The sequence below is a fragment of the Nocardia yamanashiensis genome, from assembly GCF_021183565.1.
Lineage (GTDB): Bacteria > Actinomycetota > Actinomycetes > Mycobacteriales > Mycobacteriaceae > Nocardia > Nocardia yamanashiensis.
Window position 1 is genome coordinate 5,906,796 of record NZ_CP089226.1, and the last position, 19,180, is coordinate 5,925,975.

1 protein-coding gene is annotated in these 19,180 nt (G+C 69.8%); it reads right to left on the minus strand.

The annotated features are described in order from the left end of the window. Window positions 1-52 precede the first annotated feature (52 nt). Entirely contained in the window at window positions 53-19,012 is an 18,960-nt protein-coding gene (locus tag LTV02_RS27480; protein ID WP_233034726.1) for a non-ribosomal peptide synthetase, read from the minus strand. Between the last annotated feature and the right edge of the window lie 168 nt (window positions 19,013-19,180).

Genomic DNA, 19,180 nt, shown 5'->3' on the forward strand with positions numbered 1-19,180 from the left:
CAACAAGGAACGGTCTCGCTGCATACGGTAGCTTCCCCGCGGCGGTCGAGCGTCAGCGCCAGTCGTCACCTCGGTAATCGACCTCGTCGCCCGGGTCGTGCCCGGCGAATCGCAAGCGGACGCGCAGTCCCGGGTGCCGGTGCATCAAATAACGGACCGCGGAATCGATGCGTTCGGCCGGGGTGCCGTCGGCGATATCGAGGCCGATGCTCCGGACGGAGATGCCGGCGAGGTCGAGGGCGTCCGTTGCCCAGGCCGCTTCGGCGCGCGGTGTCAGGACCGGGGTGCGGTCCGGTGTGCCCGCCCGGGCCTGGTCCAGGCGTTCGAGCGCTGCGGTGAGTACCGCGCCGATGCGGTCGAGGGCTTCGGGTTCGGTCATTCCTTCGTGGGTGGACGGGATGAGGTGGTTCACGATCTCGCCGGTGACGAAGGGCGCCCAGTCGGCGGCGCCGCGCCCGGCCTCGGCGTGGTCGGCTGCACCCGCGCCGAAGAACAGCAGTTCGCCGCGATGCAGGGTGGGCCGGAAGTCGCGGTCCAGGGCCACGGTGCGAATGACCGTGTCGGACATCCGGCGCACCAGGTCGTGGGATACGTCACCGAAGTCCCGTTCGAGGAACTCCTGCAGGCTGTCGACGGCCGCCGCGCTCAGTTCGAGCTGATCGTCCAGTTCGGCCATGGCATCGGGGAGTCCGAGACCGGCGAAGGTCTCGCGCAGGGCGTCCCGGAGCGGGGCTTCGGCCCGGACGGGATAGGGGTAGGCGTCGAGCAGGGCCAGCAGTTCGACCGATTCGCCGTGCTCCCGCAGGTTCGCCGCGATGGCGTGGGCCAGCTTGCCGCCGAGCGACCAGCCCAGCAGGCGGTACGGGCCCTCGGGCTGGACCGAGCGCAACTCGATGACATAGCGCGCGGCGATCTCGGCGAGGGACTCCGGCGCGAAACCCGATTCCGTCAGCGCCGGGGATTGCAGACCGTAGATCGGCTGGCCGGGCGGCAGCACCCGGGTCAAACCGGAGTAGCACCAGGACAGCCCGGCCATCGGATGAATACAGAACAGCGGCGTGGCATCGCCCTCGGCCCGGATGGGCAGCACGATGCCGAGCGCGGCCGCCGGATCGGGTGCGGCGGCGGGTTCGAGATCGCCGAGGCGGCGGGCCAGTCCGGTGACGGTGGCATCACCGAAGAAGTCGGCGACGGTCAGGCGTACCCCGGTCTGCTCCCGGAGCCGGCTCACCACCCGGGTCGCCAGCAGCGAGGTGCCGCCGACGGCGAAGAAGTCGTCCTCCGCGCCGACCCGTTCCAGTCCGAGGGCCGCCGCGAAGGCTGCGGCCACCAGCGACTCGGCCCGGGTCGACGGTGCGCGGTAGGCGCGCGGGCGCAGTTCGGGCGCGGGCAGCGCGGCGCGATCCAGCTTCCCGACCGGGGTCAGGGGCAGTTCGTCCAGCCAGACGATGGCCGCCGGGACCATATGGGCGGGCAGGCGGGTGGCGGCGTGCCCGGCCAGGCGCTCGGTGTCGACCGTATGTCCCGGTGCGGCAAGCACATAGGAGACGAGCACCGTTTCCCCGGCGGGGGTGGCCCGGCCGAGGGTGACGGCGTGATCGACGTCCTGGTGCGCGGCCAGCACCGCGTCGATCTCGCCGAGTTCGATGCGGAACCCGCGGATCTTCACCTGGAAGTCGGATCGGCCCACGTACTCGATGCCGCCGTTGCCGGTCCACCGGACGACGTCGCCGGTGCGGTACATGCGCTCGCCGTCGGCGTACGGATTCGCCACGAACCGTTCGGAACTCAGCCCCGGGCGCGCGTGGTAGCCGCGCGCCAGCTGGATACCCGACACGTACAGCTCACCCGCCACGCCGACCGGAACCGGCTGGAGGTGGTCGTCGAGGACGAGCGCCCGTACGCCCCGGATCGGGCCGCCGATGGTGACCGGCGCTCCTGCGGACAGGGCGTCGCTGAGGTTGGTCATGATCGTGGCCTCGGTCGGACCATAGGCATTGTGGAAGGCGCGAATCGTGCCGTCCGCCAACGGAACCGCCCACTTCCCCACCAGATCGGCGGACAGCGCCTCACCACCGGCGATCAGCACCCGCAGACTGTCGAGCCCGGACGGATCCAGCGTGGACAGCACGGCGGGGGTGATCAGCGCATGGGTGACCTGCTCACGATGGATCAGCTCGGCCAGCTCCTCGCCGCCGTAGACGTCCGGCGGGACGACGACCAGGGTGCCGCCTCCGCCGATCGCCAGCAGGAACTCGAGGATCGAGGCGTCGAAGGACGGCGACGCGAAATGCAGTGCGCGCGAACCGGAATCGAGTCGATACCGCTCCGACTGCTCGGCGGTGAAGTTGGCCAGACCGGCGTGGGTGACCACGACGCCCTTGGGCAGCCCGGTGGAGCCGGAGGTGTAGATGACGTACGCGGGATGCTCCGGGCGCAAGGGGCGCACCCGCTCGGCATCGGCGATCACGGTGTCCGCGAACGCGTTCGCGCCGCTCACCGCCTGGTCCAGGTCGTCGAGCACCAGCCAGGTCACCGAGTCCGGCAGGTCCGCCCGCACGGCCGCGACGGTCACGCCGATCAGCGCACCGGAATCGGTGACCATGTGCGCGATGCGGTCGGCCGGGTAGTTCGGGTCGACCGGCACGAACGCGGCGCCGGTCTTGGCTACCGCCCAGGCGGTGCGGTACGAATCGTCCGAGCGCGGGACGGCGACCGCCACCACGTCCTCGGCGCCGATGCCGCGTTCGATGAGCAAGCGCGCCAATCGGTTCGACTGGGCGTCCAGCGCCCGATAGGACGTGCTGCGCCCGCCGAACACCACCGCCGGGCCGGACGGATTCGCCTGGACCGCGGCGCTCAGCAGCTCCGGCAGCGTGCGCGCGGGCTCGGCCGTACCGCCGCGCCGATCGAGGAGATCCGCGCGCTCGGCGGGCGACAGCAGCACCAATTCACCGACCGGATGCGCGGGCCGGGCCACGATATCGGCGAGCAGGCGCAGGAATCGCTGCGCGAACATCTCGACCGTGGCCGCGTCGAACAGGTCCCGGGCGAAGGTGAACATGCCGGTCGCACCGGAATCGGACGCACCGGCGATGGTCAACTGGAGATCGAACTTCGCGACGGCGGCGTCGAAATCGACTGCGCCGAGCCGCAATCCGGGCAGTTCGAAGCCGGCGTCCGAGAGGTTCTCGAACGACAGCGCCACCTGGAAGAGCGGGTTCCGCGCGGTGGAACGCTCCGGGTTCAGCAACTCCACGAGCCGCTCGAACGGGATGTCCGCGTGCGCGAAGGCGGCCAGATCGGTGTCCTTGACCTCGGCCAGCAGGTCCGCGAAGGCCCGCCGGCCCGATACCCGGGTGCGCAGCACGAGCGTATTGACGAACATGCCGATCACGTCATCGAGCTCGGCCGCGCCGCGTCCGGCGACGGGCGTGCCGACGGCGATGTCACCGGTGCCCGACAAGCGGGACAGGAAGACGGCCAGCGCGGTGTGCATGACCATGAACGGGGTCGCATTGTGTTCCTGCGCAAGGGCATTCAGTCCGCCCTGCAATGCGGCGTCGATCTCGAAGGTCACCGTGCCGCCGCGCAGGGACGCCACCGGCGGACGCGGACGGTCCGACGGCAGGTTCAGCTCGTCCGGCAATCCGGCCAACCGGTTCCGCCAGTAATCGGATTGCGCCGCGAGCAGACTCGCCGGGTCGTCCGCAGCGCCGAGCACCTCGCGCTGCCAGAGGCTGAAGTCGGCGTATTGCACGGGCAGCGGCGGCCACGAGGGCGCGTTCCCCGCGACCCGGGCCGCGTAGGCGATCATCACATCGCGGGTGAGCGGGCCCATGGACCAGCCGTCGGCGCTGATGTGATGCGCGACGAACGCCAGGACGTACTCGTCGTCCTCGACGCGGAAGAGCCGGCCGCGCAACGGCAGTTCGGTGGTCACGTCGAAGCCGGCGCCGAGAAACTCGGCGATCCGCTCGTGCACCGACGCGGCGCCGACCGGAACCGGAGTCAGATCCGGAATCGCCTGTGCCGCAGGCAGGATCACCTGCACGGGTTCGCCGTCGAGCTCCGGGTAGATGGTGCGCAGCACCTCGTGGCGTTCGATCAGATCGGCGACGGCCTGTTGCAGCGCGGTCACTTCCAGATCGCCGGACAGCCGGACCGCGACGGGAATGTTGTAGGCGCCCGACGCGGTGTCGAACTGGTTGAGGAACCACATGCGCTGCTGTGCCAGCGACAAGGGGATCCGCTCCGGACGCTGCCGCGCGGTCAGGGCCGGACGGCCACCGGCCCCCGCGAGCGCTGCCACACCGGCCGCGAGCGCGCCGACGGTGGGCGCTTCGAACAGCGTGCGCACGGGCACCCGGGCATCCAGGGCCGCGCCCAGCCGCGCCACCACCTGGGTGGCGAGCAGCGAATTGCCGCCCAGGGCGAAGAAGTCGTCGTGCACGCCGACGCGTTCCTGCCCGAGGACCGCCGCCATCACGTCGGCGACGGTCTGTTCCAAAGCCGTTCTCGGGGCCTGGAATTCCCGCCGGGTCAGCACCGGTTCCGGCAGGGCGCGGCGATCCAGCTTGCCGACCGGGTTCAGCGGAATCGCGTCGAGGACCGTAATGGCCGTCGGCACCATGTCCTCCGGGAGACGGGCCGCGACATGCTCGGTGAGGGCCGCGATGTCGATGGCGTGGCCGGGCGCGGGCACCACATAGGCCGCGAGGATGGTGGAGCCGGCGTCGGTGCGGTGGCCGATGGTGGCCGCGTAGTCCACCGAGTCGTGCGCGGACAGCGCCGCGTCGATCTCGCCGAGTTCGATGCGGAAGCCGCGCACCTTGAGCTGGAAGTCGGAGCGGCCGACGTATTCGATGGTGCCGACGGCGGTCCAGCGCACCACGTCACCGGTGCGGTACATGCGTTCGCCGGGCGCGTACGGGTTGGCGACGAAACGATCGGCGGTCAGGCCCGCGCGCCGGTGGTAGCCGCGCGCCAGTTGAATGCCCGCCAGGTACAGTTCGCCCGGCACGCCGACCGGGGCCGGATGCAGGCGGTTGTCCAGGATCAGCGCCCGCGTGCCCCGGATCGGGCCGCCGATGGTGACCGGATCGCCCGCGCTCAGGGGATCGCTGATGGTGGTGACGATGGTGGTTTCGGTCGGACCGTAGACGTCGTGGAAGGCGCGCACGGTGCCGCTCGCACCGAGGCGAGTCGCCCACTTGGCGATCAGTTCGGCCGGGACGGCCTCGCCGCCGACCACCAGCTCCCGCAGCGTATCCAGGCCCTCCGGCCCGAAGGTGGCGAGCGCGGCGGTGGTGATGAACGCGTGTGTGACACCGCCGCCGCGAATGACCTCGGCCAGTTCCTCGCCGCCGTAGACGCCCGGGGGAACGACCACGAGAGCGCCGCCGCGGCCGAGGGCCATCAGGTATTCCATCATCGATCCGTCGAAGGACGGCGACGCGAATTGCAGTGCGCGCGTGTTGGAATCGAGGTGGTAACGCGCCACCTGCTCGGCGGTGAAGTTGGCCAGGCCGGCGTGGGAGACCACGACGCCCTTGGGTACGCCGGTGGAACCGGAGGTGTAGACGACATAGGCTGGGTGTTCGGGACGCAACGGGCGCACGCGCTCGGTATCGGCTATCGCATTGTCCGCGAAGGTATTCGCCGCTCCGGCGGTGTCCTCCAGGTCCTCCAGTACGAGCCATTCGACCGAGTCGGGCAGGCTCGCGCGCGCCGCCGCCACGGTGAGCCCGATCGGCGAACCGGAGTCGGTGATCATGTGGGCGATACGGTCGGCCGGGTAGTCGGGATCCACCGGCACGAAGGCCGCACCGGCCTTGGACACCGCCCAGGCGGTGCAATAGGCGTCGGCCGAGCGCGGGACGGCGACGGCCACCAGATCCTCGGTGCCGATACCGCGTGCGATCAGCAAGCGCGCCAGGCGATTCGAGCGGGTGTCGAGTTCGCGGTAGGACAGGCTCGTAGCCGGTTGGGTGGTATCGGCGTGCCGGCTGATCACCGCGGGCGCGTCCGGGTCGATCGCGACGGCATCGGCGATCAGGTCGGGCCAGGTGCGGGCCGGTTCGGTCGCGCCGCCCCGGCGATCGGTGAGGTCCTCGAACTCGCTGGGCGACAACAGCTCGAGGTCGCCGACCGGATGCCCGGGGCGCGCGACGATTTCGGCCAGCAGCCGCAGGAACCGCTGTGCGAACGCCGCCACGGTGTTCGCGTCGAACAGGTCCCGGGCGAAGGTGAAGGTGCCGGTCGCACCGGAATCGGCGGTTGCCGCGATGGACAGTTGCAGATCGAATTTCGCGGTGTCGATCGCGAAATCGACCGCGCCGACCCGCAATCCGGGCAGTTCGAATCCGGCTTCGGGGAGGTTCTCGAACGACAGGGCCACCTGGAACAGCGGGTTCCGCGCGGTGGAGCGCTCCGGGTTCAGCAGTTCGACGAGCCGTTCGAACGGGAGATCCGCGTGCGCGAAGGCCGCCAGATCGGTGTCCTTGACCTCGGTGAGCAGGTCTTCGAAGGTCTGCTGCCCGCTGACGCGGGTGCGCAGCACCAGGGTGTTGACGAACATGCCGATCACGTCGTCGAGTTCGGCCTCGCCGCGTCCGGCGATCGGGGTTCCGATGGCCAGGTCGGCACTGCCCGACAGGCGCGACAGGAATACCGCGAGGGCGGCGTGCACGACCATGAACAGCGTCGCATGGTGTTCCCGCGCCAGGCTTCGCAGCCCGTGATGCAGTTCGTCGCCGATCTCGAACGACACGGTGCCGCCGCGCAGGGACGCCACCGGCGGGCGGGGGCGATCCGATGGCAGGTTCAGCTCGTCCGGCAATCCAGCCAGGGCGTCGCGCCAGTAGCCGGCCTGCGCGGAGATCAGGCTGTCCGGATCGTCCTCGGAGCCCAGGACTTCGCGTTGCCACAGCGTGTAATCCGCGTACTGGACCGGCAGCGGGTGCCAGCCCGGAGCCGCACCGTTCGCGCGCGCCGCGTAGGCCAGCATGATGTCGCGGGTGAACGGGCCCATCGACCAGCCGTCGGCGCTGATGTGGTGGGCTACGAAAACCAGCACGTACTCTGCGGTCTCGTTCAGGGATTCCGGGGACGACTCGACACGGAACAGCCGGGCCCGCAGCGGAACCTCCTGTGCGACATCGAATCCCGTCGACAGCACCTCCGCGATACTGTCCCGCAGCGCGTCGGTGGTCACCGGGGCCGGGGTCAGATCGGGCACCGTCTCCTCGGCGGACCGGATCACCTGCCGGGCCGCGCCGTCGATCTGCGGATAGACCGTGCGCAGCGATTCGTGGCGGCCGATGGTGTCGGCTACCGCCTGCTGCAATGCGGCCACATCCAGTTCGCCGGTCAGGCGCACGGCCGCCGGAATGTTGTAGGCCGCCGAGCCGGTGTCGAACTGGTTGAGGAACCACATCCGCTGCTGTGCCAACGACAGGGGCACGAGCTGCGGGCGCGGTCCGGCGATCAGCGCCGTGCGGCCGCGCCCCGCCTGTGGTTCGACCGCGCGGGCGAGCGCCGCGACGCCTGGCGATTCGAACAGGGTGCGCACGGGCACGTGGGTGTCCAGGGCAGCGCCGAGGCGGCCCGCCACCTGGGTGGCGAGCAGCGAATTGCCGCCCAGGGCGAAGAAGTCGTCGTGCACGCCGACCCGCTCCAGGCCGAGCACGGCCGCCAGCACATCGGCGACCGCCTGTTCCGAAGCCGTTCGCGGGGCCAGGAATTCGCGCTGGACGAGCACGGGTTCCGGCAGTGCCCGCCGATCCAGCTTGCCGGCGGGCGTCAAGGGGACGGCATCGAGAATCGTGATGGCGGCCGGCACCATGTATTCCGGCAGCCGGGCGGCGAGGTGCGCGGTGAGCGCCGCGGGATCGATCTCCCGGCCGGCGGCGGGCAGGGCATAGGCGGCCAGCATCGTGGCGCCGGCGGCCGTGCGATGGCCGATCGTCACCGCGAAGCCGACCGCTTCGTGTGCGGCCAGGGCGGCGTCGATCTCGCCGAGTTCGATGCGGAAGCCGCGGATCTTGACCTGGAAGTCGGAGCGGCCGACGTACTCGACCTCGCCGTTCCCGGTCCACCGCACCACATCTCCGGTGCGGTACATGCGTTCGCCCGCGACGTACGGGTTGGCGACGAACCGTTCGGCGCTCAGGCCCGGGCGGGCGTGATAGCCGCGCGCCAGCTGCACGCCCGACAGGTACAGCTCACCCGCGACGCCGACGGGAACCGGCCGGAGCTGGGCGTCGAGGATCAGCGAGTGCACGCCCCGGATCGGGCCGCCGATGGTGACCGGATCGTGCGCCACCAGGGGGTCGCTGAGGTTGGTCATGATGGTGGCTTCGGTGGGGCCGTACGCGTTGTGGAAGGCGCGAATCGTGCCGTCCGCCAATGGAACCGCCCATTTGCCCACCAGATCCGCGGACAGCGCTTCGCCACCGGCGATGAGCACTCGCAGGCTGTCCAGCCCGGACGGGTCCAGGGTGGCGAGGACCGCCGGGGTGATCAGGGCATGGGTGACCTGCTCGTCGCGGATCAGCTCGGCCAGGTCCGCACCGCCGTAGGTTCCCGGCGGGACGACGACCAGGGTGCCGCCGGCTCCGACGGCCAGCAGGAATTCCAGGATCGACGCGTCGAATGAGGGTGACGCGAAATGCAGTGCCCGGGAAGCAGGATCGAGTCCGTAGCGCTCGACCTGCTCCACGGTGAAGTTGACCAGGCCCCGGTGCGTGACGACGACGCCCTTGGGCACGCCGGTGGAACCCGAGGTGTAGATGACATAGGCCGGGTGGTCCGGAAGCAGCGGTCGAACTCGATCAACGGACTCGATCCTGTTGTCCGCGAAGGCGTTCAGTTCGAGCTCGTCGAGTACGAGCCACGCCACCGAGTCCGGCAGATCGGCTCGCACCGATGCCACGGTGAGCCCGACCGGCGCACCGGAATCGGTGATCATGTGGGCGATGCGGTCGGCCGGGTAGTTCGGGTCCACCGGCACGAACGCCGCACCGGTCTTCGATACCGCCCACTCGGCGAGGTAGGAATCGTCGGAGCGCGGCACCGCGACCGCGACCAGGTCCTCCGCTCCGATGCCTCGCTCGATCAGCAAGCGCGCCAACCGATTCGACCGGCCGTCCAATTCGCCGTAGGACAGACTCCGCCCCTGGAACACCACCGCGGTCGCTTCGGGATCGATCGCCACCGCGTCGGCAATGAGGTCCGGCAAGGTGCGCGCCGGCAGGGCGGGCAGCCCGAATCGCGTTTCCAGATCGGCGCGTTCATCGCGGTCGAGGATGTCGATCGCACCGACACCGGTCTCCGGACGCGCCGCGATGGCCGCCAGCAGGCGCAGGAAGCGTTGCGCGAACACCGCCACGGTCGCTTCGTCGAACAGATCCCGGGCGAAGGTGAATACCCCTACCGCCCCGTTCTCGGAGGCGCCGACGACCCGCAGCTCCAGATCGAATTTCGCGGTGTCGATGGCGAAATCCACTGCGCCGACCCGCAATCCGGGCAGCTCGAACCCGGCGTCGGGCAGGTTCTCGAACGACAAGGCCACCTGGAACAGCGGATTCCGCGCCGTGGAACGCTCCGGTTCCAGCAGTTCGACCAGTCGCTCGAACGGCATGTCCGCATGCGCGAACGCCGCCAGGTCCACGTCCTTGACCTGGGCCAGCAGGTCCGCGAAAGACTGCCGGCCCGATACGCGGGTCCGCAGCACCAGCGTATTGACGAACATGCCGATCACATCGTCGAGTTCGGCCTCGCCACGGCCCGCGATCGGCGTGCCGATCGCAATGTCGCCGGTGCCCGACATCCGGGCGAGGAACACCGCCAGCGCGGTGTGCATCACCATGAACGGCGTCGCGTTGTGTTCCCGCGCAATGGCATTCAGCCCGCGCTGCACCTCGGCGCCGATGTCGAAACTCACCGTGCCGCCACGCAGCGAAGCCACCGGCGGGCGCGGCCGATCCACGGGCAGATTCAGTTCGTCCGGCAACCCGGCCAGCGCGGCACGCCAGTAGCCGGCCTGCGCGGAGAGGAGGCTGCCCGGATCATCCTCGGAGCCGAGCACTTCACGCTGCCACAGCGTGTAATCCGCGTACTGCACCGGCAGCGGGCTCCAGGCCGGAGCGGCACCGTTCACCCGCGCGGCATAGGCCAGCATGATGTCACGCGTGAACGGCCCCATCGACCAGCCGTCGGCGCTGATGTGGTGCACCACGAACACCAGCACGTATTCCGCGGCATCACCGATGGCGTCCGCTTCCGCCTCGACCCGGAACAACCCGGCTCGCCACGGAACTTCGCGAGTCACGTCGAACCCCGCCGACACCACTCCGGCAATCCGCTCCCGCACCGAATCCGCGGTCACGACCACCGGATCCAGCTCGTACGTCAGCTCCGCGACCGGCCGAACCACCTGCCGCGCCGCGCCATCCACCTCCGGATAAACCGTCCGCAACGACTCGTGCCGCCCGACGGTATCGCCCACCGCCGCCCGCAACGCCTCCACGTCCAGCTCGCCACTCAACCGCACCGCGACCGGAATGTTGTAAGCCGCCGACCCCGGATCGAACCGATTGAGAAACCACATCCGCTGCTGCGCCAACGACAACGGCACCACATCCGGCCGCGTCCCGGCGGTCAAGGCTCGCCGCCCCCGCCCCGCCTGCCGCTCCACCATGCCGGCAAGTCCCGCCACCGTCGGCGCCGCAAACAACACCCGCACCGGAACCCGAGTATCCAGCGCCGCCCCCAGCCGCGCCGCGACCCGCGTAGCCACCAGCGAGTTCCCACCCAGAGCGAAGAAGTCGTCATCCGCCCCCACCCGCTCGACCCCGAGCAGCTCGGCGAAGACGCCCGCCACGATCTCCTCGGTCGGAGTCGACGGCGCGCGGAAGACCGTGGCTTCAAACTCGGCCTCCGGCAGCGCCTTTCGATTCAATTTGCCGTTCGCATTGAGCGGCATGGCATCCAGCACCACGAGAGCGGCCGGGACCATGTACGACGGCAGGCGCGACGCCAGGTGCGCCCGCAGCGCGTCGATATCCAACGTCGCAGTCGTATCGGTCGATTCGGCTGCGGCTGCCACAGCTGCCGCAGCCGTGGGCACCACATAACCGACGAGGCGGTCACCGGTACGCGGGTCGGAATTCATGACCACGACCGCCTGGCCGACGGAATCGAAAGCCGTCAAGGCGGATTCGATCTCACCGAGTTCGATACGCAGACCGCGTAGCTTCACCTGGAAGTCGGTACGACCCATGTAGACGATGTCGCCAGTGGCGGTGCGGCGCACCAGGTCACCGGTGCGGTACATGCGCTCACCGTTACCCAGCGGGTTGGCAACAAAACGATCCGCAGTCAGATCTGCGCGGCCGACGTAACCCCGCGCGAGCTGATCACCGGCCAGGTACAGCTCACCCGCCACACCCGGAGCGACCGGGTGCAGACGCGAATCCAGCACGTACGCACGCGCATTCCACACCGGACGGCCGATCGGCACCGCGCCCTGCACATCCTCCGCGACAGGCGCGTAGGTGGCATGCACGGTGAACTCGGTCGGACCGTAGAGGTTGTGCAGCAGCGCGTCGCTGACCCGCCGGAACGCTTGCACCACATCGGAAGTGAACGCTTCACCCGCGATCAGCAGGGCGCGCAGCGACGTCAGCTGAGCCGCATCCACACTGCTCGCGAACACGCTGAGCATCGACGGCACGAACGAAGTCAGCGTGACACCCTCGGCAGCGATGACATCCGCCAAGTACTGCGGATCACGATGCCCGTCCGGAGTCGCGATGACCATCCGACCACCGGTCGCAATCGGCGCGAACAACTCCCACACCGACACATCGAACGTCTGCGGAGTCTTGAACAACACCACATCGTCGGTATCCAGACCGTACTCGTTGCTGATCCACGCGATCTGATTCACCGCCGCGCGATGCGAGACCGCCACACCCTTCGGGCGACCGGTCGAACCGGAAGTGAAGATCACGTACGCGGCATTCGACGCCCGCAGCGGCGCAACACGATCGACATCGGTCAGCGGCGCATCGGAGTAGCCGGACAGGTCCAGCTCATCGAGACGAAGCATCGCCGCGTCGGTAGAAATGGATGACGAAGAACCAGCGAAGTCGAAATCATCACGCCCGGTAGTCAGCACCACCACCGGGTTCGCGGTCTCCACCACGTAGGTGATTCGGTCGGCGGGCTGATCCAGGTCCAGCGGCACGTACGCGCCACCGGCGGCCAGGACCGCGTACATCGCGATGACCAGGTCGGTGGAGCGGCGAATGCCCAAGGTCACCAGGGTGTCCGGACCCACGCCCGCTTCGGCCAGCTTGCGGGCCAGGCGGTTGACGCGGGCGGCCAGTTCGGAGTAGGTCAGGGTTTCGCCGTCCGGACCGGTGAGCGCCAGTGCGGCAGGGCGGGTCCCGGCGGTTCGGTCCAGTAGCGATCCCAGGGTCGCCGCCAGGTCGATCGGCTGCGGGGGCGCGGACTCGGCTTCGAGCAGGCCGGTTCTTTCGGCCGGGGTGAGCAGGTCGATGTCACCCACGGGCACCGACGGATTGGCGACGGCGGCGGCGAGCAGGCGGTTCAGCCGGTCTGCGAGGCCGGCTGCTGTTTCGGCGTCGAACAGGTCGGTGACGTAGGTCAGGTAGCCGCCGATGCCCACCGGCGCGCCCGTTTCGTCGTATTCGTCGGAGACGATGAGGTGCAGGTCGAATTGGGATACCGCGAGGTCCGACTCGACGGGGGTGATGGTCAGGCCGGGCAGTTCGAGGGCTGAGCGGGCCATGTTCTGGAAGGACAGGCCGACCTGGAAGAGGGGGTGGTGGGCGGTGGTGCGGGGCGGGTTCAGAACTTCGACCAGCCGCTCGAAGGGGATATCGCCGTGCGAGAACGCCCGCAGGTCGGTTTCGCGTTGGGCGGTGAGCAGTGCGGCGAAGGAGTCGCCGGCGTGCACGCGGGTGCGGAAGACGACGGTGTTGACGAACATGCCGATGAGGTCGTCGAGTTCGCGTTCACCGCGGCCTGCCACCGGGGTGCCGATGGCGATGTCGCCGGAGCCGGAGAGGCGGGCGAGCAGTGCGGCGAAGGCGGCGTGGACGACCATGAAGACGGTCGCGTGGTGTTCGCGGGCGAGGCGCACCACACCGGCGTGGATTTCGGGGTCGATCATCACCGGCACCCGGGCGCCGAGCGCGGACGCCACCGCCGGGCGCGGCCGGTCGGTGGGCAACTCCAGCAGGTCGGGCAGGTCGGCGAGTTCGCGCTTCCAGTACGCGAGTTGCCGAGCCGCAATCGATTCCGGGTCGGATTCGGATCCGAGCAGCTCGCGCTGCCACAGCGCGTAGTCGGCGTACTGCACCCGCAAGGGCGTCCAACCGGGTGCGGTGCTCGCGCTGCGGGCGGTGTAGGCGGTCATGATGTCGCGCACCAGCGGCACCAGCGACGAGGCGTCGGCGGCGATGTGGTGGGCGACCACCGCGAGCACGTACTCCGGCTCGGTCGCGTCGGCGATCTCCAGCAGGCGCACCCGGATGGGCACCTCGCGGGTGACGTCGAAGGCCGTCATGGCGAGTTCGTGGACGGCCGTGGTCATTTCGGCCGCGGGCAGGCGCACGCTCGTCAAGCGCGGCAGCGAGGCGTCGCCGATGAACGACACGACCTGGATCGGCCCCCGGGGCGTCTCCGGGTAGACGGTGCGCAGCACTTCGTGCCGGGTCACGACGTCGTCCAGGGCGGCGCTCAGGACGGCCACGTCGAGGCTGCCGGTCAGCCGCAGCGCGAGCGGCAGGTTGTAGGCGGCCGAACCGGCGGAGACCATCCCGTCGCCGTGATCCTCGAAGCGGTTGAGGAACCACATGCGCTGCTGGGCGGGCGACAGCGGAAGCTGTTCGGGCCGTTCGATACTGCCCAGTTCCAGGACGCGATCCAGGCGGGCTCGTGACTGCACGACCGCGGCCAGTCCGGCGACCGTCGGGGCTTCGAACAGCGCCCGCACCGCCACCCGATCGCCGAGGGCCGCACCGAGCCGTGCCGCCGCGGCGGTCGCGATCAGCGAATTGCCGCCGAGTGCGAAGAAATCGTCTTCGGCGCCGACGCGTTCGACACCGAGCACCTCGCCGAAGACGCCCGCGATGATCTCCTCGAGCGGTGTCGCGGGAGCCCGGAAGTCACGCGCGCCGAAGGTGGGCGCGGGCAGTGCCTTGCGATCGAGCTTGCCGCTGGCGTTCAGCGGGAACTCGTCCATGACCTGGACGGCGGACGGGATCATGTAGCGAGGCAGTGAACCACCCAGTGCGGCAAGCAGTTCCACACTCTCGATGCTCCGGCCCGGTACCGCGACCACGTGCGCGACCAGCTGATCACCGGTCTCGGTGGCCATCACCGATGCCACGGCCGCACTCACCGAATCCTGCGCCAGCAGTACGGTTTCGATCTCCCCCAGCTCGATGCGCTGGCCCCGGAACTTCACCTGGAAATCGGTGCGGCCGAGGTAATCCAGGCGCGCCGGGCGATCATCGCCCGCGGCACGCCAGACGACCAGGTCACCGGTGCGGTACATCCGCTCCCCGGATCCGAACGGATTGGCCACGAAGCGATCCGCGGTCAGATCGGGGCGGCTGACAAAGCCGCGCGCCAGCTGATCACCGGCCAGATACAGCTCACCGGCGACACCCGCCGGCACCGGCCGCAGCCGCGAATCCAGCACGTACACCCGGACATTCCATTGCGGCGAACCGATCGGCACCGAACCCCGCTCATCACCGCGCGCCTGCCATCCGGTCACCGACACCGCGGCTTCGGTGGGCCCGTAGAGGTTGTGCACGCGCGCCGCGGAGATCTCCGCGAGCCCGGCCACCGTCTCCGGCGGCAGCGCCTCGCCGATCACGAAGACCTCGCGCAGCGTCTCCAGCCCGCCCGGCGCGGTGTGCGCGGCGAACACGGTCAGCATGGACGGTACGAAGTCGGTCATGGTGACGCGCTGCCGCGCAATGGTTTCGGCCACGTAGGCCGGATCGCGGTGCCCGTCGTGGGTGGCGACCACCAGCAGCGCCCCCACCCGCAGCGGCATGAAATAGCCCCACAGCGACACGTCGAACGTGGTCGCGGTCTTCTGCAGGTAGACGTCGGTGGGGGTCATGCCGTACTCGGCGACCATCCAGCTGATCTGGTTGTGAATGGCCGCGTGGGAGACCGCGACGCCCTTGGGACGGCCGGTGGATCCGGAGGTGAAGATGACGTAGGCCGGATGGTCCGGGCGGATCGGCCGCGCCAGTTCGGTGTCCAGCAGCGGAGCCGGAGAGTAGGCGTTCAGGTCCACGACGTCCAAGAGCAGGACATCGGTGCCCGCCGGAACCGGGACGCTGTCGGCCGTGGTGGTCAGTACGCAGGCCGGTCGAGCGGTACCGAGAATGTGCGCGATCCGCTCGGCCGGATGGTCCGGATCCAGCGGCACGTACGCACCGCCCGCCGTGACCACGGCGTACATGCCGATCACCAGGTCCAGCGAGCGGCGCACGGCCAGGCCCACCAGCGATTCCGTGCCGACGCCCTGCGCGATCAGCAGCCGGGCGAGCCGGTTGACCCGCCAGTCGAAGTCCCGGTAGGTCAGCTCCGCGCCTTCGTAGTGCACGGCGACCGCGTCGGGGTGGGCGGCCACCGCGCGCCGGTACCCGTCGAGCAATGAACCACCGCGCACTCGATGCCGGGTGTCGTTCCAGTCCAGCAGGATTCGCGTCCGCTCGGCGGTGTCGAGCAGGTCGAGATCGCCGATCGCCACCGAGGTGTCGGCGACCGCCGCGGACAGCAGCCGCACCAGCCGATCCGCGAACCCGGCCACCGTACGTTCGTCGAAAAGGTCGGTGGCGTAGGTGAATACGCCGCCTACGCCGTCGTGTTCCCGGGGCAGCAGGGACAGTTGCAGGTCGAATTTCGCTATCGCACCGTCGGGTTCGACGGCCTCCACCGTCAGCCCGGGCAGCTCGGCGCGCGGGGCGTCCAGGTTCTGGAAGAACAACGCCACCTGGAACAGCGGATGGTGTGCCTGGGTGCGGACCGGGTCCAGCACCTCCACGAGTCGTTCGAAGGGCAGCTCGGCGTGTGAGAACGCCGCCAGGTCCACCTCTTTCGCGGCGGTGAGCAGTTCGGCGAACGAGTCACCGGCAGCCACCCGCAGGCGCAGCGCCAGGGTGTTGACGAACATGCCGATCAGGTCATCCAGTTCGGCTTCGCCGCGCCCCGCCACCGGGGTGCCGATCACGATGTCGCCGGTGCCGGACAGCCGGGCCAGCAGTGCGGCGAAAGCGCTGTGCCACACCATGAACGGCGATGCCCCGGTGGCATGGGCCAGCTCGTCGATGCGTGCGACCAGTTCCGCGCCGATCTCGAACCCGTAGGTCGCGCCCCGTCCGGATGCCACGGTCGGCCGGACACCCACGGTGGGCAGCTCGAGCCGGTCCGGAATCCCCGCCAGCGCCGCACGCCAGTAGGCGATCTGGGTGGCCGCGACCGATCCGGGTTCCCGCTCGTCGCCGAGCAGGGCGCGCTGCCACAGCGTGTAGTCGGCGTATTGGATCGGCAGCGGAGCCCAGCTCGGCGCCGTGCCGTCACGGCGAGCCAGGAAGGCCGACAGCAGATCTCGCGCGAAAGGCCCGGTGGAGAAGCCGTCGGCGGCGATGTGGTGCACGACGATCGCGAGGACGTGATCGTCAGCGCCCAGCCGGGCCAGTTCCACGCGCAATGGCACAGCGGCCGACACGTCGAACCCGGCGAGCGCGTGTCCCGCCAGCCAGCCGGCGAGTTCCCCGGCTCCGATCGACCGCGGAGCGAGCTCCGGAATCACCTGCGCGGCAGGCAGAATCACCTGGTGCCCGGTACCGTCCACGACCGGATACACCGTGCGCAATGCCTCGTGCCGCTCGATCACATCACCGAACGCGGCCCGCAGCGCCGCGATATCGAGGGCACCGGTGAGCCGCAGCGCGAAGGGAATGTTCTCCGCCGCCGATGCCGGATCGAACTGGTTCAGGAACCACATGCGCTGCTGCGCGGGCGACAGCGGAATGCGTTCCGGGCGTGGCCGTGCCACGAGTTCGGCCCGCCCGCCCGCGCCTTCGAGTCCGGCCAGTTCGGCGGCCAGCGCGGCGACGGTCGGCGCGGTGAACAGCAACCGGCCGGGCACTCGCGCGGAGATGAGCGCCCCCAGCCGCGCCGCGACCCGGGCGGCGATCAGCGAGTTACCGCCGAGTTCGAAGAAGTTGTCGTCCGCGCCGATGGGATCCGCCGGCCCCAGCAGCTCGGTCAGCACCTCGGCGACCAGCACTTCCAAACGCCCTGCCGGAGCCCGGAACTCGGCGACCTGCAACTGCGGCACGGGCAGCGCCCGGCGGTCCAGCTTGCCGACCGGGGTGAGCGGGATCCGGTCGAGCACCGTGATCACGGCGGGCACCATATGGGCGGGCAGCCGGTGCGCGGCCAGGTCCGTCAGCTCGTCCACCTCGATCACCGCGCCGCCGGGCGCGTGCACGTACGACGCGAGAATGGTGGCCCCGCCCGCGAGTTCGTGACCGATGGTGACCGCGAAGTCCACGCTCGGATGCGCGGCCAGCACCTCGTCGATCTCGCCGAGCTCGATGCGGAACCCGCGAATCTTGACCTGGAAGTCATTGCGCCCCAGGTACTCCAGCTCCGCCGTCGCCGCCCGCCGCACCAGGTCACCGGTGCGGTAGGCGCGCGAACCGGGCGGCCCGAACGGATTCGCCACGAACCGTTCGGCGGTGAGCCCCGGCCGGTTGTGATACCCGCGAGCCAGTTGATCGCCCGACAGATACAGTTCACCCGCGACACCGGCGAGGGCCGGGACCAAGCGCTCGTCCAGCACGTATTCGGTGACGCTGCGCAGCGGTCCGCCGATGGTCACCGGCCCGTCCGGCGTCAGATCGGCGGTATTGGCCAGGATCGTCGCCTCGGTGGGCCCGTACCCGTTCACGAAGCGGCGCACGCCACCGCCGGCGAGCGGAGTCACCCAGCGCCGCACCAACTCCGGCGGGCAGGCCTCACCGGCGGCCACGATCACCCGCAGGTCGTCGAGCCCGCTCGGATCGACCGAGGTGAGCGCCGACGGCGTGATCATCATGTGGCTGACCCGTTCCCGGCGCAGCAGGGCCGCCAGTTCCGGACCGCCGTACACCTCCGGCGCGGCGATCACCAGGGTCGCGGACGCGCCGATCGCCAGCAGCAGTTCGCCCACCGACACGTCGAAGGACGGCGAGATCACGTGCAGCACCCGCGCGTCCGAGGTGGCGGCCAGGCGCTCGCGCTGCACCGCGCAGTACACCGAGACGGCGGCCTGGGAGATCACCACGCCCTTGGGCAGGCCGGTCGAGCCGGAGGTGTAGATGACGTACGCGGGATGATGGGCCCGCAACGGCCGCACCCGGTCGGCATTGGTGACCAGCTCGGTCGAACCGGATTCCAGCCGCGCCCGCGCCGCCTCGGTATCGATGACCAGCCATTCCACCGACCCGGGCAGTTCCGGTCGCGCGGCTTCGACGGTAAGCCCCAGCACCGCACCGGAATCGGTGACCATGTGCGCGATCCGGTCGGCCGGGTACTTCGGGTCCACCGGCACGAAGCCCGCGCCGGCCTTGGCCACCGCCCACACCGCCAGCAGCGATTCGATGGACCGCGGAATCCCGATGGCCACCAGATCGCCCGGCCCGGCGCCGCGTTCGATCAGCTGCCGCGCCAGGCGGGTGGATCGCTCGTCGAGCTCCGCGTAGGTCAGGGTGGCGAGGGTGGCCGATTCGTCGGCGAGGATCAGGGCCACCGCGTCGGGATCGGTTTCGACGGCCGCCGCCAGCAAACGCGGCAGGGTGGGGATCCGGGGTCCGCGGGTGCGCACCGGACGGGTTCGAACCGAGCGGATCGTTTTCGCTCCCCCGCCGGAAATCGAATCCACTTCACCCACTGGCCGAACCATGAACTCTCCCCAAGTCCCTTGCCGCGCACGGCATACTGCACCGCGCATCATTCTTCGGCAATCTTCCGGTTCACGCCAAACGACGATTCATGTCACGGCAGGGACTTATTGCGCCAAAACCGGCAAATGCGAAAACAATTCCAGCCGGTAACAAAGGCCGACCGCGCA

Coding starts and splice junctions, on each gene's coding strand:
- LTV02_RS27480 (WP_233034726.1), bottom strand. CDS start 19,012: ATGGTTCGGCCAGTGGGTGAAGTGGATTCGATTTCCGGCGGGGGAGCG.